20 protein-coding genes are annotated in these 23,183 nt (G+C 54.9%); 14 read left to right on the top strand and 6 right to left on the bottom strand.

Annotation, left to right across the window (positions count from 1 at the left end):
* Positions 1-3: 3 nt before the first annotated feature.
* The 3 genes from Q4551_RS09235 to Q4551_RS09225 all read left to right on the top strand — a co-directional run bounded on the left by Q4551_RS09235 (position 4) and on the right by Q4551_RS09225 (position 5,243).
* Positions 4-2,889, top strand: a complete 2,886-nt coding sequence (locus tag Q4551_RS09235) for an insulinase family protein (RefSeq protein WP_303433284.1) — start codon at positions 4-6, stop codon at positions 2,887-2,889.
* A gap of 54 nt (positions 2,890-2,943) precedes the next feature.
* Entirely contained in the window at positions 2,944-4,416 is a 1,473-nt protein-coding gene (locus Q4551_RS09230) for a YdiU family protein (protein ID WP_303433283.1), read from the top strand.
* A 221-nt stretch (positions 4,417-4,637) separates the two neighbouring features.
* The gene (locus Q4551_RS09225; RefSeq protein WP_303433282.1) at positions 4,638-5,243 is read left to right on the top strand and encodes a DUF2796 domain-containing protein; all 606 of its coding nucleotides are present in this window, start codon (positions 4,638-4,640) and stop codon (positions 5,241-5,243) included.
* A gap of 55 nt (positions 5,244-5,298) precedes the next feature.
* On the opposite strand, the gene Q4551_RS09220 is transcribed toward Q4551_RS09225, so the two are convergent.
* On the bottom strand, positions 5,299-5,751 hold the full coding sequence (locus tag Q4551_RS09220; RefSeq protein WP_303433281.1) for a MarR family winged helix-turn-helix transcriptional regulator: 453 nt from the start codon (positions 5,749-5,751) through the stop codon (positions 5,299-5,301).
* A gap of 111 nt (positions 5,752-5,862) precedes the next feature.
* Between Q4551_RS09220 and Q4551_RS09215 the strand changes: the two genes are divergently transcribed.
* Together Q4551_RS09215 and Q4551_RS09210 are read left to right on the top strand one after the other, a co-directional pair.
* Positions 5,863-6,351, top strand: a complete 489-nt coding sequence (locus Q4551_RS09215; protein WP_303433280.1) for a DUF2798 domain-containing protein — start codon at positions 5,863-5,865, stop codon at positions 6,349-6,351.
* A gap of 101 nt (positions 6,352-6,452) precedes the next feature.
* Positions 6,453-6,743 carry a DUF3861 domain-containing protein gene (locus Q4551_RS09210; RefSeq protein ID WP_303433279.1) on the top strand — a complete coding sequence of 97 codons (291 nt, stop codon included), beginning with the start codon at positions 6,453-6,455 and terminating at the stop codon, positions 6,741-6,743.
* On the opposite strand, the gene Q4551_RS09205 is transcribed toward Q4551_RS09210, so the two are convergent.
* Positions 6,740-7,357 (bottom strand): DUF3299 domain-containing protein, encoded by a 618-nt coding sequence (locus Q4551_RS09205; protein WP_303433278.1) that lies wholly within the window; start codon positions 7,355-7,357, stop codon positions 6,740-6,742. The two genes, Q4551_RS09210 and Q4551_RS09205, sit on opposite strands and share 4 nt — an antisense overlap.
* Before the next feature lie 78 nt (positions 7,358-7,435).
* Between Q4551_RS09205 and Q4551_RS09200 the strand changes: the two genes are divergently transcribed.
* The 3 genes from Q4551_RS09200 (at position 7,436) to Q4551_RS09190 (ending at position 10,519) form a co-directional block, all read left to right on the top strand.
* Positions 7,436-8,113 carry an ABC transporter ATP-binding protein gene (locus Q4551_RS09200; protein WP_303433277.1) on the top strand — a complete coding sequence of 226 codons (678 nt, stop codon included), beginning with the start codon at positions 7,436-7,438 and terminating at the stop codon, positions 8,111-8,113.
* Position 8,114: 1 nt separating this feature from the next.
* On the top strand, positions 8,115-9,320 hold the full coding sequence (locus tag Q4551_RS09195) for an ABC transporter permease (RefSeq protein ID WP_303433276.1): 1,206 nt from the start codon (positions 8,115-8,117) through the stop codon (positions 9,318-9,320).
* 254 nt (positions 9,321-9,574) lie between these two features.
* Positions 9,575-10,519, top strand: a complete 945-nt coding sequence (locus tag Q4551_RS09190) for a hypothetical protein (RefSeq protein ID WP_303433275.1) — start codon at positions 9,575-9,577, stop codon at positions 10,517-10,519.
* A gap of 66 nt (positions 10,520-10,585) precedes the next feature.
* On the opposite strand, the gene Q4551_RS09185 is transcribed toward Q4551_RS09190, so the two are convergent.
* Together Q4551_RS09185 and zigA are read right to left on the bottom strand one after the other, a co-directional pair.
* The gene (locus Q4551_RS09185; RefSeq protein ID WP_303433274.1) at positions 10,586-11,263 is read right to left on the bottom strand and encodes a DUF1826 domain-containing protein; all 678 of its coding nucleotides are present in this window, start codon (positions 11,261-11,263) and stop codon (positions 10,586-10,588) included.
* Positions 11,260-12,480: a zinc metallochaperone GTPase ZigA gene (gene zigA / locus Q4551_RS09180; RefSeq protein WP_303433273.1), complete on the bottom strand. Its 1,221-nt coding sequence runs from the start codon at positions 12,478-12,480 to the stop codon at positions 11,260-11,262. The genes Q4551_RS09185 and zigA overlap by 4 nt, the downstream gene beginning before the upstream one ends.
* A 127-nt stretch (positions 12,481-12,607) precedes the next feature.
* On the opposite strand from zigA, the gene Q4551_RS09175 reads away from it, so the two are divergent.
* Both Q4551_RS09175 and Q4551_RS09170 read left to right on the top strand, forming a co-directional pair.
* Positions 12,608-13,849 (top strand): hypothetical protein, encoded by a 1,242-nt coding sequence (locus Q4551_RS09175; RefSeq protein WP_303433272.1) that lies wholly within the window; start codon positions 12,608-12,610, stop codon positions 13,847-13,849.
* Entirely contained in the window at positions 13,809-16,079 is a 2,271-nt protein-coding gene (locus tag Q4551_RS09170; protein WP_303433271.1) for a TonB-dependent receptor, read from the top strand. Before Q4551_RS09175 ends, Q4551_RS09170 begins: the two co-directional genes overlap by 41 nt.
* A gap of 139 nt (positions 16,080-16,218) precedes the next feature.
* Here Q4551_RS09170 and Q4551_RS09165 read toward each other — a convergent pair whose 3' ends face one another.
* Positions 16,219-16,638 carry a YbaN family protein gene (locus Q4551_RS09165; RefSeq protein ID WP_303433270.1) on the bottom strand — a complete coding sequence of 140 codons (420 nt, stop codon included), beginning with the start codon at positions 16,636-16,638 and terminating at the stop codon, positions 16,219-16,221.
* Positions 16,622-17,218: a biliverdin-producing heme oxygenase gene (locus Q4551_RS09160; protein WP_303433269.1), complete on the bottom strand. Its 597-nt coding sequence runs from the start codon at positions 17,216-17,218 to the stop codon at positions 16,622-16,624. The genes Q4551_RS09165 and Q4551_RS09160 overlap by 17 nt, the downstream gene beginning before the upstream one ends.
* Positions 17,219-17,559: 341 nt before the next feature.
* Between Q4551_RS09160 and Q4551_RS09155 the strand changes: the two genes are divergently transcribed.
* From Q4551_RS09155 to Q4551_RS09140, 4 genes are all read left to right on the top strand, one after another.
* Positions 17,560-18,075 carry a sigma-70 family RNA polymerase sigma factor gene (locus Q4551_RS09155; protein WP_303433268.1) on the top strand — a complete coding sequence of 172 codons (516 nt, stop codon included), beginning with the start codon at positions 17,560-17,562 and terminating at the stop codon, positions 18,073-18,075.
* Positions 18,076-18,085: 10 nt separating this feature from the next.
* Positions 18,086-19,051, top strand: coding sequence for a FecR family protein (locus Q4551_RS09150; RefSeq protein ID WP_303433267.1), 966 nt, complete (start codon positions 18,086-18,088; stop codon positions 19,049-19,051).
* Between the two features lie 229 nt (positions 19,052-19,280).
* Positions 19,281-22,040 (top strand): TonB-dependent receptor, encoded by a 2,760-nt coding sequence (locus Q4551_RS09145; RefSeq protein ID WP_303433266.1) that lies wholly within the window; start codon positions 19,281-19,283, stop codon positions 22,038-22,040.
* A gap of 229 nt (positions 22,041-22,269) precedes the next feature.
* Positions 22,270-23,157, top strand: a complete 888-nt coding sequence (locus Q4551_RS09140) for a hypothetical protein (protein WP_303433265.1) — start codon at positions 22,270-22,272, stop codon at positions 23,155-23,157.
* Positions 23,158-23,183: the final 26 nt, after the last annotated feature.

The following is a 23,183-nucleotide window of genomic DNA, read 5'->3' as shown; positions in this document are numbered from 1 at the left end:
GGTATGTTATCGCCCCGTTACTGGATTTTTATTGTTATTGTTCTGGCCGCCATCGGATATTCCATGCTCAAACCCGCTTCTGCTCCACCGTCTGCCGTCGTCTCTGACTGCAATGACGCCACTCCCTGGAACTGCCGGGAAGACGGGGACACCAGTCCTATTGTCAGCCCGTCAGACCCGTTCAAATATGAATACGTCCAGCTCGACAATGGCCTGCGTGTCCTGCTGGTATCCACGCCCGGTACCGACAAGGCCGCCGCCGCCATGACCGTCGCCACCGGTAGTGGTGACGACCCTGACGGTCGCGAAGGTCTGGCGCATTTCCTGGAGCACATGCTGTTCCTGGGCACCGAGCCTTACCCGGAAGCGGGTGAATACCAGGCCTTTATCAGCCGCCACGGTGGCAGCCACAATGCCTTCACCGCTCATCAGCAAACCACCTACTTTTTCTCTATCGACAACGACGCCATGAGTGGTGCGCTGGATCGTTTTGCGCCATTTTTTATCTCCCCAAGCTTTGACGAAGCCTATGTCGATCGTGAGAAAAACGCCGTTCATGCCGAATACAGCGCCAAGATAAAAGACGATTTCCGCCGTATTTTCTCGGCTGAAAAACAGGCCATGAACCCGGCCCACCCTTATGCTGGTTTTGCGACCGGCAATCTCGACACCCTGTCAGATCGCCCTGACCGCAAAATTCGTGATGACCTGATCGAGTTTTACCAACAGCATTACAGCGCCGACCAGATGACCCTGGTACTGGCAGGCAACTACCCGCTACAACAGCTGCAGGACTGGGCCAAAAACCACTTCAGCGCCGTCCCCAAGCGCGATATCCAGCTCGCCGACTCACGGCCGCCGATGTTTGTACCGGAACAGTTACCGCTCGACGTCAATATCGAGCCGGTGAAAGAAATCCGCCGATTACAATTTACCTTCCCGATGCCAGAAACCCAGTCGCTGTATCAATACAAACCGCTGCAGCTACTGTCCAACCTGATTGGCCATGAAGGCGAAGGCAGCATCCTCGCCTTATTGAAAGAAAAAGGCTGGGCTGAAGGCCTCAGTGCCGGACGCTCCATCAGCACCCGGTTTGAATCCAACCTGGTCGTCCAGATTGAGCTGACCCGCAGCGGCCTGCTGCATGTCGACAACATCACGCAAATACTCGAACACTACGTTGACCTGCTGAAAGCGCAGCCGATTCCTGCCTACCTGATGACCGAACAGCAGCAACTGAGCGAAATGTCATTCCGCTTCCAGCAACACGGCCGCCTGTCAGACTACGCCGTACGCCTGAGCAGCAATCTGCAGGTTTACCCGCCCGAACAAGTGATCCATGGTGATTATTTATGGCGGCCTATCGCGCAACCCGAACTTGCTCCTTTCCTCGATGCACTGAACATGGATAACGTCTTGCGTACCCTGATTGCCCCTGGCGTTACCACCGAGATGGTCGACCCCTGGTACAACACCCCGATGCGTATTCGTCCATCCAACTATCGCGCAACCGACGTCGCGACCGATGGTCTTGAGCAGCTTCACCTGCCAGCGCCCAACCCCTTTATCCCGCAAGACTTCAGCCTCAACAGCGAAGCAGAACAAACCGTACCCGAAATACTGATCGACCAGCCCGGACAACAGCTCTGGTATTACCCGGAACACGAGTTCCTGCAACCACGCAGCCGCATTACCCTGGAGCTGCAACACGCCGATATCGCCACCCCGCGCGGTATGGTATTGGCCCAGCTGTATACCCGCGCCGTGAATGAAGCCCTGAACACCTACAGTTACCCGGCACATCTGGCCGGACTGAGCTATGGCCTCAGTGCCAACACTCGCGGTCTGCAACTGATGCTGTCCGGCTACCAGGATAAACTGCCCGAGCTGCTCAAACGGGTACTCGAAGGCATGCAACAGGTCAATATCAGCGATGACCAGTTCCAGCGCTATCAAGCCTCGCTGCAGCGTAATCTGGAAAACCAGCTCAAGGCCAAGCCCTACGAACGCGGCATCGCCGAGCTGAAACGCCAGATTTACTCCCCCAGCTTTAACGAACAGCAACTGCTGGCTGAACTGGGCTCCGTCAGTCGCGCCGATGTCGAAGCCTTCGCCAACGCCCTGAAAGGCCAGACCGCCACCCGTATGTACATCCACGGCAGCATGAGCAAGGCCGACGCCGAAGCCGTCGCCCACCAGGTAGCCGAAGTCTACCCGGCCAATCCGGAGCAACAGTCCGAGCTGTCCGTACTCAAGCTCCCGGCGGGTAAATTCCAGCAGTCGCTCGATCTCGATCACAAAGACAAGGTCATGGTGCTGTACCTGCAAGGACAAGACACCAGCGATCACAACCGTGCCCGCATCGCCCTGCTCGGCCAGATGATCAGCGCCCCGTATTACCAGTACATGCGCACCGAACAGCAGCTGGGTTACATCGTCTTTGCCACCGTTTATCCACAGCGCAGCGTGCCCGGACTGGTCTTTATTGTACAATCACCGGAGCACTCCCCCAGCGACCTGCTCAGCCACAGCCAGACCTTCTGGAACAGCTATCAAGACTCGCTGGCCAATATGAGTGATGATGAATTTGCCGCCTTCAAAGACGGCCTGATCAACCTGTTGCTGCAACCGGCTCGCAACATGAGCGAAAAAGCCGACCTGTTCTGGCGTGATATTGACCTGCAGCGCACCGGTTTTGATACCAGCCGCGCCATTGCCAGCGAAGTCGAATCCCTGACACTGGCAGAAATCCAGGCGCTGTATCAGCGCCTGATTTTACAGGCCGAGGTTCCTTGGTTACTGTTTACCCAGGGCGACCCTGTGCCAGACTGGCAACCCATCAACCGCCTGCCGCGTGAGCAAATGACACCGTTTGAACTGCCGCGCTAACCGGTACACCACACGAGGCCTGGCCATTCTGGCCAGCGCCTGGGGGAGAACATCATGAAAACCTGGCAAAATCTGGACGAACTGACTCTGACCAACCATTACGCCGACCTGCCGGCATCCTGGTATCACGCCATCGAACCAACCCCCTTGCCGAACCCCCGCATTATCAGTGTTAACTCGATGGTCGCCGAACAACTTAAGATCAACCCCTGCAGCCTCGACCCACAAGCGCTGGCAGACTGGCTCGGTGGCCACACCTTGCCACCAGGCGCCAAACCACTGGCCATGAAATACAGCGGCCATCAGTTTGGCGTCTACAACCCGCAACTGGGTGATGGCCGCGGTCTACTGCTGGGCGAACTGCCCGTCGATGGCGACTACTGGGACCTGCATCTCAAGGGTGCCGGGCAAACCCGCTACTCCCGCATGGGCGATGGCCGGGCGGTCTTACGCTCCAGCCTGCGGGAATACCTGATTGGCGAAGCACTCACACACCTCGGCATCCCCTCTACCCGGGCCTTGGCGGTCTGTGTCAGCAGCCAGAAGATCCAGCGCGAACGGGTCGAACTGGCGGCAACAATCTTACGGGTCAGCCGTTGCCATATCCGTTTTGGTCACTTCGAACACCTGTATTACACCCGCCAGTTTGATGGCCTGAAACAACTGGCCGACTATTGCCTCGCCCGGTATTACCCCGACTGCCAATCGGCCGAAAACCCTTACCTGGCCATGTTTCTGCAAATCAGCCAACGCAGCGCCGAGATGGTCGCCGGTTGGCAAGCCTATGGTTTTCTGCACGGCGTAATGAATACCGACAACATGTCGATTCTGGGCGAAACCTTTGATCACGGCCCTTTTGCGTTTATCGATCGCTGGCAAGAAAACGCCGTCTATAACCACACCGACCAGGAAGGCCGTTACGCCTTCGACCAGCAGCCCGGTATTATCCAATGGAACCTGTCTGCACTGGGGCAGGCACTGACACCACTGGTGCCAATCGACGACCTGAAAGACGCACTGGAACAGTTCACTGGTTATTATGAAACAGCCTATCGGCAACGCATGTCTGCCCGCCTCGGACTGGCGACTCCCCAGCCAGGGGATGACGAGCTGATTCAACGCTGGCGCAACCTGCTGGCCCAGCATCAGGCTGATTACAACCCGCTCTACCGGGCCTTGTCAGAAGCCCAGCAAGATGACGAAGGCCAACCCGGCCTGAACCATCTCGACCTCGCCCCCTGGCAAATCATGCTCAACGACTGGCTGCCGCAATACCGCCAACGGCTGCAACAGGAAAGCCGCCATGCCGCCGACCGGCGCAGCGCCATGCTGGCCGTTAACCCGGCCTATACCCTGCGTACCCATGTTGCCCAGCACCTGATCGATCGTGCTGAAGAAGGGGATTACCAGCCGCTCAATGACTGGCTCGCCATTTTGCAGAACCCGTTTGATGAACACCCTGGTTTTGAGCAATGGCGTCGTGCCCCGGACACCAAAGGACTGGTGATGTTGAGCTGCTCGTCGTAAAGCGCAACCAGTGGTGAGTGGTAATAGCGCTAGGCCGTGATGCTGCTGGGCCGTGCTGACCCAGCCAATCAGACGACGATCACCTTAAAAACCGGCGCATTAAAAAACGTGTAAAAGAACCTATAAAAAGACGAATAAAAGGACAGCGGGATTTAAAGGATTAAGAGTTATCCACCCTGTGGTTTTGTTATACCATAACAAAACTACAGGAGAGCCAACCCATGAAACCACACCTACATTATGCCGCCGGGATACTGCTGACCACCGCCTGGCTGACGCACGCGGCCCCCGCCCACCAACATGGCGTCGCGACCCTGCAAGTCGCCCTGTCCGACACCAGGCTGCAAGTTGAATTACATTCACCCTTGATGAACCTCGCCGGATTTGAAGGTCGCGCCAATACCGAAGAGCAGCGCCAGGCTCTGGCTAACGTCAAGCAGCGTTTTACTTCGGAAATGATTCAGGCTCCTCAGTGCCAGTTGCAACAGGCGTCGTTTGATTGGCCAGACCATGACGGGCATGACCACGACGAACATGACCACGATGAGCATGACCATGACGAACATGACCACGATGAACATGACCACGATGAGCATGACCATGACGAACATGACCACGACGAACATGACCACGATGAACACGGCCATAGCGATCTGACCGTCGTCTGGGACTTCCAATGCCCCTCAACCGGAGCCATCACCCTGGACTCCCAACTGATCACCACTTTCCCCGGTATCGAAACACTGCAGCTGCTGTGGATAACCGAACAGCAACAAGGCGCAGACAGCTTCGATAGCGACCAGCCCATCCTGCTGCCACGGCCCTGAATCCGGCTACCCGCCTGATCATCAGCTGACGCCATCGTCCTCGGTGGCTCTGGTGTCAGCTCTGCTCCTCACCCTGAAAATTACCAGCCATCAAGCGAGCAAGCCGCTGGAATTCAGCCCTTTCTGAGGGCTGAAGACCTCTGGTCATGCGCTGCACAATGCATTCATCCATACGATTGAGCTCCTCCACAACCGCAACCCCTCTCTCGGTCGTCAGCAGATACTGACTGCGTTTGTCATTGGGGTTTGGCGCTTTACTGATCAGCTCTTGATCTATCAGCGTATTAATCAGCCGCGTTATCTGAGCCTTGTCCCGCCCCAGAAAGCTGGCAATATCAATCGCCGTGCAAGGCTGTTTTCTGTCAATAATCTTGATCACCCGGAGGTGCATCGGTGTGACTTCCAGATCGAGTTGTTCTGCCTGCTGGTGCAGCTGGCGTTTTACGGCGAGCATCAGATGGAAAAGACTCTCCAATAAATATTCTTCCGACAAATGTTCTTCTGACACCAGAAAACTCCTGACAAGCAGCTAAAAAGTAGTTGATAAAATCAACCAAAAAAACCAATATGGTTGCCATTATCAACTACATTGAAACTGGCTTCAAGCCAGGAGACCACCATGAATACACGAACGGCACCCGACTCTCTGGCAGCAGCACCTGAAAAAACGCTCCTGCTGTACAAGATACTGACAGTCCTGGCCATCATGAGTGTGATTGGCGGCTCACTGACAGCGGTCATGACTTATATGAACGTCGGTTATTCCGATGACTTTCTGGCCGCCTGGCGAGGGGCTTTTCTCTCAGCGCTGGTCATTATGCCAGTAGGTATTCTGCTGATGGGCTTGGTCAGCAAGCTGATTGGGCTATGGCTGCCCAACAAGACGGAATTAACACGCAACCTGCTCGCCGGAAGCATCATGGCCTGCCTGATGGAATCCATCCTGGCCTTCAGTACTGCTGTCAATACGACTGGTTTTGCGGATAACGAAGCATTGCTGCATGGCTGGCTCGACGGTTTTCTCGCCGCCCTGCCTTTGGGGCTGGTATTGATGTTGATGATGTCGCTGACGATCAAACCCAAACTTGAACGCTTTCTGAAAAGCTAGATCTGGCATCCGACCCGGCCACAAGCCCTGAACCATCAGGGCTGCCATCGACAACCACAATTCAACTCGTGTTTATTCATCTGTTCATCGGAATCATGACCATGAAAGCAGCGCACCAGTACCGTATACGCATTGATCACATCAGCCCGGACGGTTCAGACACCGCCGGACAAGCGTTCGAATTTACCTTTGCCAGCCATGATGAGTTATTGACGATTATCGACACACTGCAGCACCGATCCGATATCAGCCCGCAACAAGCAGCGCCTTTGGGGCTGGGCATCAAGCTGTTTGGCAGCGTTATGATGAAACATCGCTCCGAGCCACTGTTTGCCGACCTTTGGCCGCACTTTTCAGGCTTTATGAAAAATCTGAAAAAGCAACCACGCTAGTCATAATACAACTCGCGCTTTTCCAACTGGAGAGAATAGGCCGACTGGCCCAGACCATTGACGTTTTGCTCCAGGAACAGAACACCTTCCAGCCAGACCGGGTCGTAAATCGATTCCAGCACAAATCCGTCTTCCACCTCGACATGGACAATCTGGTTCGGTGGTGGGGGTGGGACATGAATACAGGCACCAAAAAACGGTACCAGGAAAAATTCGATCACCCGTTGTTGGTCATCAAAATTGATCGGCACAATAAAACCCGGTATCCGTACCCTGACACCATTCAACTCTGCACGCGTGCGGGTCGACTCCAGTGCTGCCTGATAACGCTGCATCTGGGCGGCGTCTTCCAGTGAGGTGTCGCTGGTAATCTGGCTGGCCAGTCCGCTTGCCATATCATCTGCCGCCGATCCTTCCACAATACCGTCGAGTATCGCCGGGCGATCCATCAAGGCTGCCAAATCATCCTCGGGCAGCAGATCGATCCACTCCACTTCGCGGAGCTCCTGGCTAACGGCTTGCACCACGGGTGCTGCAGAAGCGGGAGATGAATCAGAGCACCCAGCCATAAAGAGCAGTAATAGCAAACTGCCGGATAACAAACCTGTATTCATAGTCAGTACTCAGTACTCTGAAGAATTAATGCTCTTTGCTTGTTACTATATAACAAACCACAAACCCCAGAGAAACCTATGCTGGCAATTGAGTTACGGGACGTTGAATTCCACTACCCATCCGCCCCGCCAGAGCATGCTTTACACATTCCCCATTGGCAGGTTGATCATGGCCAACGACTGTTTTTGCACGGTCGTTCTGGCAGCGGTAAAACCACGCTATTGCGTCTGTTAACCGGCATGATGTTACCGCAACAAGGCCAGATACGCATCCTGGGAGAAGACATCCAGACCATGTCGGCTTCGCAGCGGGACAGTTTCCGGGCACGCCATATTGGCCAGATTTCGCAGCAGTTTTATCTGCTGCCGTATTTGTCCGTTGCTGACAATATTCGCCTGGCGGCGGTACTGGCCAAAAAATCCAGCGCCGCGCTGGATAACAACATTTACCAATTGCTAGAAAAACTGGACATGCCCGCCAACCTGTTCCATCAGACCGCAGGCCGTCTCAGTCAAGGTCAACAACAACGGGTGGCCATAGCCCGCGCCTTGATCAACCAGCCACCGCTGCTGTTTGCCGATGAACCCACCTCGGCGCTGGATGAAGATTCTGCCGCTGCTTTTATTCGCTTGTTACTGCAAAACCTGACCCCCGACACCACCCTGATCATGATCAGCCACGACCACCGACAGGCCGACTGGTTTGATCAATCGGTTGCCTTGCAGGATCTTACTGTCGTTAGAGAGGATATTTGAGATGTTATGGCGTATTGCTCGCTTGAGCCTCTGGCATCGGCGCATCACCATCGGCCTGATTGTGTTGGCACTGACCCTGGCGTTTGCCGTCTTGCTGGCGGTAGAACATATTCGCCACGAGGTGCGCGATACCTTTACCGGCACCGTCTCCGGGGTGGATCTGATCGTGGGTGCCCGTACCGGCTCCAGCAACCTGCTGCTGTACTCCCTGTTTGGTATCGGCAGCCCGACCCGCAACATGAGCTGGGACAGTGTTGAAACAATCCGGCAACAGCCTGCGGTTGATTGGGTCGTGCCCTTGTCAATGGGAGATTCTCATCGAGGCTTTCGCGTACTGGCCACCAGCAGTGACTTTTTCACACACTTTCATTATGGCCAGAAACACCCGCTACAGTGGCAGCATGGGCAAGGCTTTGCCACGGCCAGCGATGTGGTCATTGGCTCATCGGTGGCGCAACAACTGGGCTATGACCTCGGCGACAGTCTGGTGCTGGCTCATGGCCAGGGGCGAACCAGTTTCAGCCGCCATACCGACCATCCGTTTACCATTACCGGGGTGCTGCAACCCACCGGCACTCCCATTGACCAGACCTTGCTGATTGGCCTTGATGCCATGGACCTGATTCATGGTGGCAAACCGGGCGCACACCCTGAGTCCATCAGCGCCCTGCTGGTTGGCCTCAACAGCCGCATCCAGACCTTTACCTTGCAACGCCAGATCAACGAATTTGACGACGAAGCCCTGCTGGCCATTTTGCCTGGCGTCGAATTGTCCTTGCTGTGGGAAAACCTGGGCTGGATCGAAACCAGCTTGAGGTCGATTGCCGCGCTGGTGTTGCTGTCGTCCATGCTGGGCATGATTACCCTGCTGCTGGTGTCAATCCAGCAACGGCAACAGGAGCTTGGCACGCTACGTTCACTGGGGGCTGGCCCCTGGTTCGTATTTGCGCTGATTGAAATCGAAGTATTGCTGATTACCGCCAGCGCCTTGCTGTTGGCATTGCTGACAACCCAGCTGGGCCTGCTGGCCGCTGGTCAATGGCTGGCTCATATCACAGGTATCCAGCTGACCTTGCTGAAAATCGATGCCCGGTTACTGGGCTGGCTGGGATTGTTGCTGCTGATTTCCCTGCTCACGGCGGTGATACCGGCCTGGCTTGCCAGTCGTCGTTCCTTGCTGCAGCAGTTACACAGTGAGTCGCATTAACAGAGGAAACGGATAATTCTCCGGGCGGTTGGTGGCAAGCCATCACCGCCCGTGCCCATCGAACAACCGGACCACCGGTATCCACAAACTGCCACCCACAAACCGGTATTCGCAAACCACTATTCATGCCAGCCAAGTACTTGCCAGAACACAATACAATGCTGGTATCTTCGTCTTGCGTGGCTATTTCTGGCACCTATCTATCTATCGAACCAAGCCGCGGCGTTATTACAAACCATATCATGGACATCAAAATGCACATCAAACACCCGTTAGTTATTATTTTTTCATTGGCCAGTCTGAGTGGCTGCGCTACCGCAGACACCTATTCCGGCTCCGGCACTGTCATTCAGGGCGCAGCCACGGTCGAGCAGAACAACCTGTTTAGCTGCGAACGAGGCCATTCACGCCTGTCTCCGGTTGGTATCAAGTCCAGCGGTCAAAAACAGTTCGTTGTGCCCGCCGAAGTCCAGTATGACGAGCGCTACTTTGCTGCCGATCTTTATAATGAATGTTCTGGCGTCACACCGCGTTCATTGGCCGAGCTGTCCGTTGAGGATGTGCCCATCGTCAGCATTGATCCGGACGGCGAGGTCGTGACCGGTTACATTTTTGCCGACAACTATTTTGAACTCTATGTGAATGGCCAACTGGTGGCGGTTGATCCGGTGCCCTTTACCCCCTTTAACGCCAATATCGTTCGCTTCAAGGTCAGCAAACCCTATGAGCTTGCGATCAAGCTGGTCGATTGGGAAGAACATGCCGGACTCGGCAGTGAGAGCAATCGTGGCAAACCCTTTCATCCCGGGGATGGCGGATTTATTGCCAGCTTTTCCGATGGCACCCTCACCAGCCCCGACTGGTATGCCCAGACTTATTACACAGCACCGGTTTTTGATCTGAGCTGCCTTGAAGAGATCGGCTCCCGCCGTGTGTCAGAACGCTGCAGCACCGCTAGCAGGGATAACGCCCGTGGCGCCTATTCTGTCCACTGGGATATCCCAACCGATTGGCAAACCAGCCAGGAATATCGGACATGGCCCGCGGCAACCACCTATTCCGAAGACGAAATAGGGGTAAACAACAAAAAAGCCTATATGAATTTCCGCGAGAAATTTGGCGCAGCGGGGGCCAGCTTTATCTGGTCTGACAATGTCGTGCTGGATAACCTGGTGCTGTTGCGGCATCGCGTCGAGTAAGCACCCGGTTGCCCCTGCATTGCCACCAGGCCCCCAATCAACCCCTGCTTCCGCAGGGGTTAACGCTCAGGCAGCGGCAAAATCGATACTGAAAAACAACCGGCTATCGCCTTCGCTCACCACGGGAGAGCGGTGGATCAGACCTCGTCCTTCGTTACCTTCCCAGCCTTCACCCTTGAGCAGCGCCATATCGCCGCACGACAACTGCTGGATCGCTTCGGGTATCTGGCATGGGTCGCGGGGATTACCTCCCAATGCCTGCCGGTCAGCGCCGTATTCGGCCAGCCATTCCGTACCCGGGCCATACAAGCTGGCTACCAAGCGCGCTGGCACATGGTCGACATGGAAGCGGGGGCACATGGCCTGCTGCAACGACACCAGACGAATATACATCGCCGGAGGCTCAAACAGCGCCGCAAAAATGCCAATATGCTGGCTCAACCAGCGGGCCAGTACATCGGCGTGCTGCAAGGTGGTCGGCAAGCCGCTGTTCAGCCCTTGCACCAGCTCCGCTTCAGTACCCGATAACGCCAGCCGGAAACCCGGCTGGGTCAGTGCCAGATACTGACAATCCGCTCGTAACTGTTGTCGCTCCAGCTCAGAAAAGCCTTCATGTGCCGACTCAGGCAGAATGGCGATATTGATGTCCGGTTCATACAGGCGCTGTAGTTCGACAATATGGTCCACGGTCAGGCTGCGCAGCAGCGGTGTTTCGGTTTCCGGGGTTCTGTCTGCCACTATCATCCGCCAAACTCCCACTCAGGAAAGGGATCATCCATCAGGCTCCACAGCTGTCGACCGGCGGCCAGCTCCTCATCGTTCAACAAACAGGCATCCAGCTCGGCTCGTACTGTTTCTTCTGCCATTCCCTGACCAATAAACACCAGCTCCTGACGCATATCACCAAACGGTTCAACCCAGTATTCACTGATAAAATCCAGAAACTCCTCATCCTCTGGCCAGTCTTGCTGCGGGATTGATTTCCAGAAACGCCCGGCACCGCCGTGATGGGCAATGCCCCCGGCCTGGCTCCACTGACCGGCAAACTCAGGCCGGCTGGCCAACCAGAAATATCCTTTTGAACGCACCAGACGGCCCTGTCGAGCAGTCCAGTCCTGATGCAAAAAATCATAAAACTTGCGCGGGTGAAACGGCCGTCTGGCCCGATAGGCAAACGAGGCGATGCCGTATTCTTCAGTTTCCGGCACGTGTTCGCCACGTAATTCCTTGAGCCAGCCCGGAGCCTGACTGGCCTGGTCAAAATCAAAAGCGCCGGTACCCAATACCGCTTCCAGAGGCACCTGGCCATGCTGGACCGGAATCTTGTCCGCCTCTGGATTCAGTGCGTCCAGAATGCCAAGCAGACGCTGTAATTGCTCGCCATCAACCAGATCGGTTTTGCTGATCAGGATACGGTTACAGAATTCGACCTGATCCACTAACAGATCGGCCACGTTACGCTCATCGTCTTCACCGAGCGATTCGCCACTTTCCTGCAAACCTTTGGCAGCATCGTAGTCTTGCAGGAAGTTCACCGCATCGACCACCGTTACCAGGGTATCGAGACGCGCCACATCAGCCAGCGAACGGCCGTCTTCATCGGCAAAGGTAAAGGTCTCAGCCACCGGTAACGGCTCGGAAATACCCGTGGATTCAATCAGCAGATAATCAAAGCGGCCTTCTTCCGCCAGCTTGCGAATTTCAATCAGCAGGTCTTCGCGCAGCGTGCAGCAAATGCAGCCATTGCTCATTTCGACCAGCTTTTCTTCAGCGCGATTCAGGCTCACTTGCTGGCCTACCGCCATGGCATCGATATTGATTTCACTCATATCGTTGACGATCACGGCAACGCGTAAATTATCGCGATTATTCAAAATATGATTCAGCACCGTCGTTTTACCGGCCCCCAGAAAACCGGACAACAAGGTGACCGGTAACGGCTCAAAGTGCTTTGCAGACATAGTGGTGTTCCTCTTCATCAGGCAAGAGAACGCCCGCCGACCGCTAAATTTGCTGTCAGTTCTTGACGCTTCCCGCCTTTGTTATGTTATAACAACGCAAAATTTAAACAACCAAGGACTTCAATCCATGTTTGCTCAGCGGAATCGCAAGATACTTTTTCTGGCTATCACCAGTGCGCTGCTCAGTGCCTGTGGCAGCTCGGATGACAGCTCATCCAGTTCAGATGACCACGACCACAGCGATGAATACGGCCAGCGTCTGGTCATGGCTGAACAGACCAGCCAGGATATTTCCGTATATGATCGGGATGAAGCCAGCGTCAGTTTGGTTGGTCAGGCAGCGGCCACAGCCGGACAACTGTTAAAATCCGATGATGGCCTGAGCGCTGCTCTGGTTACGGCTTCTGGCGTGCAATTTATCAGCAGTGGTCTGGACACTGAGCCAGAAACTGACCCCGTCTTTCTGGATGCCCTGACCGTCACGCAAGATGACCCACAAATGGTCATGACAGAAAACCACTTTGCTCTGCTGCAAGACGGCGTTACCGAATTCTACCCGGCTGAAGACCTGACAAGCGCCAGCGGCCCGGAAGAAGACTTTACTCTGGTTGATATTACCCAGACCTTTCCGGCACTGATTCTGGATGAAGGCGAAAGCCTGTATGCCGCCTTCTATAACAATCAGGTGCACCTTTACAGCGACGGCGAGATACTGAGCAGCCATACCTGTACATCACCTTCTGCCGCCATGCAGAACGACGAACTGGTATTGATCCAGTGTGATGAAGCCTTGCGTTACGTGGTCGTAGACGAAGACGACAGCGACGTCCATACCGCCTACAGCGGCACTACCTTCACCGGCGAAACCGTCAGCGGCTGGAACAGCGGTGGTGACTATATCTTGCTGTACAGCACCGATAGCAACACCGTTTCGATGGTTTATCCTCACGGCAACCACACCCACAGCAGCGATCCCGGGTTCAGCCTGGAAGAAGGCCAGAACATTTGTGCTGCTGCCCTCAACGACGAAGCAACTGCCGTTATCGCGGTATATGACGACGCCACTGCCGAAGTGCTTGACCTGAGTGATAGCGGTCTGGACCCAGCCAGTATCAGCCTCAGCGAAGTCGATAGCGCCAGCTTCAGCTGCGATGATATACAATTGGCTGCTGGCAGCTCGGCCTTCATGATCACCGATAACAGCGGCGGTCATCTGTACACGGTTGACTCCCATGACGGTGGTGCCTGGCATTTACATGGCAGTGCACTGGCACTCTCCAGCGGCATTGCAATCCAGTCTACCGTGATGCTGGAAGCGGATGACGACGATGAAGATGATGACGACGACGACCATGACCATGACCATTAACAGGCGAGGCACCACCGGAAACGGTGGCGCCTCGGCAGATACCTCTGCCAACCCTCCCCTGACCCGCAAGCGGTCGGGGGGTGTATTACCACGGCCAATGGCAACCGCCATTGGCTTGCCATTACTAATACTCGCCACCCTGTCCCACGCAGAGACGACAAGCGCCGATACAGGCGCTTCAGACAACACAGAAAGCAACCAGGAAGACTGGCTCGACCTCGAAGAAATTCGCGTCACTGCCCCGGAACAAACCCCATCCGAAGCCGCCACCCAGGTTCTTGATCAACAGTCGATTCAGGGTAACCGCAGCCAGTCACTGGGGGCCTTGCTGGAGTCCATGCCCGGCGTCAGCAACGCCTCGTTTGGCCAGGGCGTTGCCCGTCCGGTCGTACGCGGATTATCCGGCAACCGGGTACAAATCCTGACCAATGGCGCAGACAGCGCGGATCTCTCCGCCATGAGTTCCGACCATGCCCCAATGGCCGACCTCGCCGCCGCAAACCAGGTTGAGCTGGTGCGAGGCCCGGCTGCTTTTCGCTTCGGCAGCGGTATCCTTGGCGGCATTGTTAACGTCCAGGACCAGCGTATTCACGACACCGAACTGGATGGCATCAACGGTGAAGTCACTCTGGGATATTCCAGCAATGATCAGGGCTGGACTCGTATTGCCCGGCTTGATGCCGGTAATGGCCAGACCATTGTGCATATCGATGGCTTTGACCGTGAAGGCAATAATTATCATGCAGGTGCGAATGGCGCACAGAGCGGCGACCGCACTGGCGAAATTCTCAACAGCGACACCAGCAGCCAGGGCATGGCACTGGGCCTGAGCCGGATCTTCGACAATTACGGCTACATTGGTCTCAGTATCAGCAACCTCAGCAGCGACTACGCCGTCCCTAACGAAGACAACGATGACACTCGGGTCGCTCCTGACCAGACGCGCTACGACCTGCGCGCAGAACTCCCCCTCAATAGCAGTTGGGCCGAGGCCTGGCGATTACAACTGGGCTGGAGTGATTACGAACACGATGAATTGACAGACGACCTGGTGGTCGGCTTGTTTATTCAGGAATTCCGGGAATGGCGCACCGAACTGGACTACCAGACCGAGTCTGGCTGGGTCGGCACCCTGGGTATCGGCAGCAACCAGCGTAATTTTGAACTGTGCCATGACCATTCCGGTTGCGAACAGATTGCCGACCACAGTGATGAAGATTGGGATGGCACCCAAGGGTCTGACTTCACTCTCTACGAAGGCTATAAATTTGCCCACGACACGCCCATGCCGGCGACCGTCAATCGCGATATCATCGGTTTCTGGCATGCCGACCAACAGCTGATCTTTGGCCAACTGTCTCTCGGTGGCCGTATTGAACAACGCCAGATTGAGGCAGATGAAACCGTTATCAGTGCCAGCTTCCGCCAGGATGAGTCGTATTACAAAACCCGTCAGTACACACCCGTGTCACTGTCCGCCAGCCTCACTTACGACCTGAACGACGTCAGCCAGATGATCGCCACGCTCTCACGCCTGCAGCGGGCACCCACCACCGACGAGCTGTACTGGAATGGTGACCATCATGCCACTTTCTCCTTTCAGCTGGATAACCCCGACCTCAAGCTGGAAACCGCCCGGGCGCTGGATATCAGCTGGCAAAGTTACCCCGATGCCAACGCCAGCCAATGGCGTATCAGTGGTTACTTTTACGACTATCAGGACTACATCTATAACGACCTGAAAGAGTTTACCGACCCTTACCACGGCAACCGGGTGTACCGTCATGAACAGACCGATGCCCGCCTGGCCGGTGTCGATGCCACCTGGGTACACCCGATCAACGAGCAATGGGGGCTGGATATGGGAGCTTCCCTGACCCGCGGCTGGCTGGTGCAATCTGGCGACGACCTGCCACGTATGCCAGCAGACAACCTGATGCTGGCCATCAATCACCAGCACAACACCACCCGGCTACGAGCTGAAGTGTTCTACCACGCTCGTCAGACACGCGTCACCGCGGCAGAAACCATCAGCCCGGACTGGTATCAGCTGAATCTCTCCGCACGGACAGAAATCCGGTTTGCCAACCAAACGTTGCGACTGGATGCCCAACTGCGCAACCTCACCGACCAATACGGCGAACAGCACACCTCCTATCTCAAGGAGTACGCTCCCGTCATGGGACGTAACCTGTTGCTGGAACTGCAATGGCCCTTTGGTAATGGCTAACATGAGAGAGGGTAAATACGAGAGTGGATGATTAAAACAGGGCGTGGAGACACGCCCTGCCAACTGCCCGGCTGTTACCCGGCTGTTACCCGGCTGTTGGACTGTTGAATGCTGGCATCGAAACCCTGGATCCTGTTGGCTAATCGGTCTTGACCGCCGACAACGGCTCCGGCCGACGCCATAACCAGATCAGCACCAGCGCCATACTGGTATCTGCCAGAACAATAATCCAGATCGGCAGATGCAGCAGACACATCACCAACGCCGATAAGAACATACTGACCGTCGCTGCATACTTGGCAGAACGAGGCATAGAGCCACCATCCCGCCAGTTACGTATCAATGGCCCGGTCAGATGATGCGACTCCAGCCAGGCTGAAAACCGAGCGGAACTGCGCGCGGCCGCCCAGGCCGCGATCAGAACAAATACCGTAGTCGGCAACCCCGGTACAAACACCCCGATAACGCCTAGCGCCAAACTGGCAACAGCCAGCATCATCAACAGCAAACGCAATGGCGCTGTTACCATGGTGTGTTTTGGGTCAGGCCGGGATGCCATACGCGTTACGCAATTCAACGGCAAAATAGGTAAACGCTGCCTGAGCCGCTTCCCCTAACTGACGTTCTTCTTCTTCGCTCATCGGTAGCTCATTCACCAGTGCAGTAAAGGCTTTCCAATGCCTGGCGCGGCCTTCTGGTGATGCCGCCAGATGGCGAGCACCAAACTCATCCGATAACCCCAAAGACTCCGATGCCTTCTTGCGCAACACCGCCGCCCCCAACGTCGACCCCTCCGACACAAACAACCAGCCCAACACCTGAGCCGTCGTCAGATCATCGGCATTCATCACATCGGCCTGTGGGACTTCCTGCCCCAGATCCTTCAAGTCCGCTGCTGCGGCTTGCAGACGGCTGCGGTCTTCCAAATCAGGGAGCAGTGATTTCAGCGTCGGATTACGGTACAAATCCGCAATCTTCTGCTGAAACTGATACTGAACACTGACCCAGATAGCAAAGTTTTCGCGGGTAGCAAATGGATTGCCCTCTGCCACCAACCGGTGCAGCTGCTGATGCTGGGCATCGGTAAGTACTTCAAGTTGCTTGGTGCGGCTACGTTCCGCCGTACTGGTGTTTGTCATGCTGTTCTCCTTACGCTGTTTGAGGGCCTTGGCTTGTCTGATCTCATCTGATTTGTCGGCCAATAGAATGGCCACTGGTAGCCCAGAGTGAGCACCGGATTAAATAGATGTCCCCAAGTATTTATGCTGCATGGCAACATTTTTGCCACGCTGTACTTACCAAGACGTACAAGTCTGGGGAAAGGGCAAAAAAAACGCTGACAATGTGACGCAGACAGACAGGGAGTTCTCGCCGCCAAGCCATTCATTCTGCCCAAACTCAGAATCATGCTTGAAATAATCAGTCCCTTATAGATAATGAGAACAATTATCATCAAGTGTTTTCTGATGCGAGGCCGGGAATGCAGAGTACGACAAGCGAACGCGAAGCACTGAGCCTGCTATACACCAACCATCACCATTGGCTGCGCAACTGGCTAAACCAGAGAATGGGCAGCTCCGAACGGGCTGCCGACCTCGCTCACGACACCTTTATCCGGGTACTGCTGAACCACTCACAGCTCCACTCCTTGCGCGAGCCCAGAGCGTACCTGAAAACCATCGCCAGCCGATTGCTGATCGATGACAGTCGTAAACGCCGGGTAGAACAAGCCTGGATCGAAGCCTGGACAGAATTCAATCAGGAAGATGCCTGCAGTTGCTCCGCCGAAACCCAGGCCGAAGTGACCGAACTACTCACCGCCCTGGTCCGCATGCTGGAAGGGTTGCCAGAAAAAGTACGTAATGCGTTTATCTGGAGCCGCCTGGAAGGGCTGACGTACGCCGATATAGCACAACGCCTGAACGTCTCCCACAGTAGCGTCAAACAGTACATCGCCAGTGCCATGCTGCACTGTTACGACCTGCTGGAAAACTGAGCCAACCCATATGGCAAGATCAGAACCCGCGTCAATCAATCGCAAGATTCTTCATCAGGCGGCACTGTGGCATGCCACCTTGGGCGATGAACAGGTCACCTCCAAACAACGCCAGGATTTTGAACGCTGGCGTCAACAAAGCATACGCCACGAACAGGCTTTCGATCGGATGGCCAGCGTCTGGCAACAGCTGGACCATATTGAAGAAGACTTGCGTCTGCCCGCCGCCAAAGCATTACAACAAGCAACCCGGACAAAGCGTTCCACATTGCCTCTGGTCGCCATGGTGACGCTATCAGCCTGCTGGATCAGTCTCAGCAGCGAACTATCCGGGCTATTCTCGGATTATCACACCAGCCACGGCCAGCGACAGCAAATCACACTCAACGATGGCAGCGAAATTATCCTTAACACCGACTCGGCCATTGACGTCGACTTTACGAACCAGCAACGCCTCATTCATCTGAAACAGGGCGAGCTGTATATCACCGTTGCTGCCGATGTCAGCCGCCCGTTTGTGATCCAGACCGAGCACGCCACAGCCACTGCACTCGGCACCCAATACGCCGTTCGGGTACGCCGTCAGACAACCGAGGTAGTCGTGACCGAATCCAAGGTCAACGTCTGCCCGGAACAGACATCCCCCTGTGTAGTGATCCATCAAAACGAAGCCACCAGCGCGGATAACCAACAGGTCGCCACACCTCATACGGTCGATGCAGACCTCCACACCGCCTGGACCAGCGGCAAGCTGGTGGTCGACAACTGGCCTCTCTCCAGACTGCTGGCAGAAATATCGCGTTATTACCCCGGCCCCTTGCTGTATAGCGACACGGCGCTGCAATCCATCCAGGTCTCCGGCGTCTTTATCCTTGATGCCCCCGAACAAATCCTCACCCATCTGGAGCACAGCTTGCCAATCCGGGTTAACCGGGCTGGCAAATTCTTTGCCATGGTACGGCCACGTAATCACTGACCAACCGGCGGGCACTGCCGTACCGGCCTTATCCTCGTATCGCCATTCTGCGTCATTGAGTTGTTCAATCCCTCTGTGCCAGCCCTGATAGGCCGCCCTGGCTGAACACCTATAAAACACCCGTTAGTCACTCGAAATTTACCGACCGCAAAAACATTCAATTTTTTCTGCCCGATTTTTATGGTGGTGCGTCTTATAGTACAAACGCAAACAAGAATACTTCGCACCTATGAAAAACAACCTTACCAACAGCAACGCCACAACCTTGCTGGCCATCTGTCTGTTACTGCCTGCAGTAGCCCCGGTACAGGCAGAAAGCCAGACCACAGGCCAGACACAAGAACAGACAGGTCAGAACTACCAGATCCCGGCTGGCTCCCTGACCTCCGTCCTGAATCGCTTTGCGCTCGAAGCCGGGGTATCGGTACTGTTTGATCCCGCTATCACGAAAAACCGAACCAGTGCCGGCCTGCAAGGGGAATACCGCATCGGAGAAGGTTTTTCCTTATTACTGCGCGGCACCGGCCTGTCTTTCCGGATAGAAAACAACGGCCAACAAGTAACCGTCTATGATCCGGCCGCCTCTCTTATCGAAGCACCTGTCGGCACCCTGATGCTGGACACCATGCAGGTGGTTGCCCAGTCGGGTTCCCGCTCCCAGATTTATGAACGCGCCGACGGCACCAGCATCATCGGCCGCACCGAGATGGACCGCACCGGCCCGCGCCATGCCAGTGAAATTTTGCAGTCCACCGCCGGGGTCTACACCGCCACCAATGAACAGAACCCCAGCGTTTCAGTGAATATTCGAGGCCTGAAAGACTTTGGCCGCGTCAATATGAACATCGACGGCATGCGCCAGAACTTCCAACGCAGCGGCCATGGCCAGCGTAACGGCGAAATGTTTTTTGATACCGAATTCCTGAGCGAAGTAGAAGTGCAAAAAGGCGCTTACGCCGGAGCCGGTGGCGCCGGCGCCAGCGGTGGGGTTGCCACCTTCAAAACCCTGGAAGCCGACGACATTATTGCCGCAGATAAAACCTCTGGCGGCCGCTTGCGGCTGGCCAGTGGCGTTGGTAAATGGGCCAATGGCCAGAACCCGTCCGGCTCTTTGGTATTGGCATTCCGGCCCACAGATCGTACTGATGTGCTGATTGGCTACAGCCGCAAAGACTCCGATCAATACGAACCGGGTACACAAGGGGATGCGGTTTATTGGGGACAAAACGACTATTACATTAATACTGGCATTGTGAATGGCACCGGCCAGGAAATGGAATCCTGGATTGCCAAAGCGAACTGGCACATTGCCGATGATCTGATACTGAAAGCCAGTGCGATCAGTACCACCACCCGCTACGGCGAAAGCTCAGCCATTGATACCGATCAGGCTGGCACCTACAAGGAATACCAGAAATACTGCGATACCGACTCCGACTACTACGGCCAATATCCGGATTTTTGTGCCTCCTACAGCTACGACAGCGAAGGCATTTACCCTATCACCAGCACCAATGATACCGACACCCAGAGTTATGCGCTTGATCTCTACTACAACCCTGACTCCCACTGGATCAATGCCCAGGCCAAGCTGTATCAGGTATCCACTCATAATATCAGTCAAGACAGCGACGACAGCTACAGCGTTACCACACACACCGACACGCTGGGCGGGGTGCTGAGCAACCGCTCTGAATGGTCATCGGGCCATACCCATCTGATGCTGGACTACGGCATTGAGGTTTTTCAGGATCGCAACCGGCCGGATGCCGACTCCGAAGTACTGAGTGATAACGACGTGGATTTACTCGCCGGCAGCACACCGGAGGGCAAACGTCAGCTCACCGGCCTTTGGCTCAGCAGCAACTGGCAATACCGACGTCTGACTCTAACACCCGCCATTCGCTGGGAAACCTATCGACTGTGGGGTAACACCGGTTTTTATGACTCCGATGCACGCGCTGATTCAGAAACCTATGGTGAGCAGTTATGGCAGTACGCCGATATAGATGTTGATCGCAGTGATAACCGCTGGTTACCCAGTCTGGGACTGGCCTACGACCTGATACAAGACCCATCCAATCAATTACAACTGTTTGCCAGTGGCGGTCTTTCATGGCGGCCACCACAAATCACCGAAACCCTGACCGCGAGCACCCAGCCCAGCCATGTGACCGCGGTGAATACCTACCCCAACTGGATGCTGGAACCAGAAGAAACCCGCAGCTGGGAGTTAGGCTTTAACTGGCAGCTAACCAGCCAGAAAAACCCGCAAAACACCCTGAGCGTCAAGCTGCTGCACTATTACAACCGCACAGAAAATTACATTATTTATGGGACAGGGACAGCAACACCAGGCTTTGTGGGCACGCCTTTTTATGCCTATAGCTCGATGTACGTCAATGCACTCAATGACCTGATTTACGAAGGCGAAGAGTTACAGCTGGATTTTACTTTTTATAATTTTTACGGCGGCCTCAACCTCACACGTACCGAACGTGGCTACACCCGTTTCAATGATCATGAAGATTGGGGATTACTCTATAACGCCTGGGCTCTGGGCGGCCCGGATGGCGAAGACCCGTCAAGCTATTGCCCTGATTATGTCAACGAAGACTGCATCGCTGCCGGCACTCTGTATTTCCCACCAGAACCGGAATGGACCGGCAAGATAACGCTCGGTGCTCGTTTGCTTGATAACACACTGGATATCGGTATGACTCTGACAGGGGCTACCCAGACCGGGCAATACGGCTCCCTCTGGGGAACTCTGGATGGAACAGAAGACGTTGCCGGAGAAAAAATCGGCTTGCGCCCTTACACCGTTCTGGATGCCTACGGCAGCTATCAGCTCAGCGAAGCACTGCAACTGGGCTTTAATCTGAAAAACATCACCGACCGGGAATATATCCAGGCCATGGGCGACGGCATGGTACTCACCTATGCACCGGGCCGAACCCTTACCGCCAACTTACAGTGGGGCTTCTGATGATCCGGCATGCATTGGATATCACCCCAACACTTAACGCTATTGCCATCAGGGTGGCGCGGCAACGCCACCCTGAAGCAACCACGGCCTTGATCCCGTCAAGGCCACCCTCTGGTCATCTCGTACAACACCGGAAAGCAGCGTTTACCTATCACATACAGGCTCTGATTCTACCGGATTTTACGGATACGACCACTTGTAAACTCAACCTGATCATGGAGATTTCAATATGAGTTTAACCATTACTTACGACAGTAACTTTTCCAGCTACGACGGCCTGCAGGACTACTTTACTTATTACGAAACCACCTACAGCGAGACCACACACGCCGCCAATATGACCTTTGCTGACGGCCCTGGCAGCGACCTGGATATTGGTGACGAAACTTACAGTGAGTCTTACTACTACACCCAAGTGATCGGTAGTGACCTGGCCAACACCATGACTTCTGAAAGTGATGTCAGTTTTCTGATTGCAGGTGAAACCGTCACTCTGGAAGACAGCAGCGGTACCACTTACTCTTCCGATGACATGATTTACACCGGTGGCACCTCACCATCCCACACTCTGGCCGGTGCAATCGATACTCTGACCTTCGGTGATGGTGCTTACAGTAGCGGTAGTCTGGCCTCTGATTTGTTCGCCATTGATGGCCTGTACGAAGCCATTGGCAACGGCATGTTGGATAACGACAGTGATGGTGCTTACGACGAAATTATTGATCGTAACTCTGCTACTGACGACAACGATGTGCACGATCTGATTAATGGTCTGATGAGCGGTGATACCAGTACGCTGGAAACCATCCTTAACGCCAATGACATTACTCACAACGGAACCAGCGTTGCCGATACGTTTGATGCCTTTAGCGGTCAAGATGAGTTTGTCCTGAGCGGGGGTGATGATCTTATTAATGCCGGTTTCCAAGTCGGTTCCGGCGGGGATGTCATCAATATTGATGGAATCAACAGCTTTGCAGATGCGGCCGCTGCTGTTACCGCGGTTGATTACAGCACGGGTAATGCCGTGCTCACCTACTATGAAGGGTTTATTGCACATACAGTTGAAATCACAGGTGTTTCATCTGGCCTAACTACAGACAACTTTGTTGTTTAATTAACCTTTGGGGCTGTCTTTTTAAG

This window comes from Oceanobacter sp. 5_MG-2023 (assembly GCF_030548165.1).
In the GTDB taxonomy this organism is placed as follows: Bacteria; Pseudomonadota; Gammaproteobacteria; order Pseudomonadales; family Oceanobacteraceae; genus Oceanobacter.
This window is presented reverse-complemented; position numbering and strand designations above follow the sequence as displayed.

Bases quoted from the DNA above. Each gene is read 5' to 3' on its own strand.
- Q4551_RS09225 (WP_303433282.1), top strand. From the start codon at position 4,638: ATGAAACCACACCTACATTATGCCGCCGGGATACTGCTGACCACCGCC.
- Q4551_RS09150 (WP_303433267.1), top strand. From the start codon at position 18,086: ATGGCAAGATCAGAACCCGCGTCAATCAATCGCAAGATTCTTCATCAG.
- Q4551_RS09195 (WP_303433276.1), top strand. From the start codon at position 8,115: ATGTTATGGCGTATTGCTCGCTTGAGCCTCTGGCATCGGCGCATCACC.
- Q4551_RS09145 (WP_303433266.1), top strand. From the start codon at position 19,281: ATGAAAAACAACCTTACCAACAGCAACGCCACAACCTTGCTGGCCATC.
- Q4551_RS09160 (WP_303433269.1), bottom strand. From the start codon at position 17,218: ATGACAAACACCAGTACGGCGGAACGTAGCCGCACCAAGCAACTTGAA.
- Q4551_RS09185 (WP_303433274.1), bottom strand. From the start codon at position 11,263: ATGATAGTGGCAGACAGAACCCCGGAAACCGAAACACCGCTGCTGCGC.
- Q4551_RS09175 (WP_303433272.1), top strand. From the start codon at position 12,608: ATGTTTGCTCAGCGGAATCGCAAGATACTTTTTCTGGCTATCACCAGT.
- Q4551_RS09170 (WP_303433271.1), top strand. From the start codon at position 13,809: ATGAAGATGATGACGACGACGACCATGACCATGACCATTAACAGGCGA.
- Q4551_RS09140 (WP_303433265.1), top strand. From the start codon at position 22,270: ATGAGTTTAACCATTACTTACGACAGTAACTTTTCCAGCTACGACGGC.
- zigA (WP_303433273.1), bottom strand. From the start codon at position 12,480: ATGTCTGCAAAGCACTTTGAGCCGTTACCGGTCACCTTGTTGTCCGGT.
- Q4551_RS09210 (WP_303433279.1), top strand. From the start codon at position 6,453: ATGAAAGCAGCGCACCAGTACCGTATACGCATTGATCACATCAGCCCG.
- Q4551_RS09215 (WP_303433280.1), top strand. From the start codon at position 5,863: ATGAATACACGAACGGCACCCGACTCTCTGGCAGCAGCACCTGAAAAA.
- Q4551_RS09230 (WP_303433283.1), top strand. From the start codon at position 2,944: ATGAAAACCTGGCAAAATCTGGACGAACTGACTCTGACCAACCATTAC.
- Q4551_RS09190 (WP_303433275.1), top strand. From the start codon at position 9,575: ATGCACATCAAACACCCGTTAGTTATTATTTTTTCATTGGCCAGTCTG.
- Q4551_RS09165 (WP_303433270.1), bottom strand. From the start codon at position 16,638: ATGGCATCCCGGCCTGACCCAAAACACACCATGGTAACAGCGCCATTG.
- Q4551_RS09200 (WP_303433277.1), top strand. From the start codon at position 7,436: ATGCTGGCAATTGAGTTACGGGACGTTGAATTCCACTACCCATCCGCC.
- Q4551_RS09205 (WP_303433278.1), bottom strand. From the start codon at position 7,357: ATGAATACAGGTTTGTTATCCGGCAGTTTGCTATTACTGCTCTTTATG.
- Q4551_RS09155 (WP_303433268.1), top strand. From the start codon at position 17,560: ATGCAGAGTACGACAAGCGAACGCGAAGCACTGAGCCTGCTATACACC.
- Q4551_RS09235 (WP_303433284.1), top strand. From the start codon at position 4: ATGTTATCGCCCCGTTACTGGATTTTTATTGTTATTGTTCTGGCCGCC.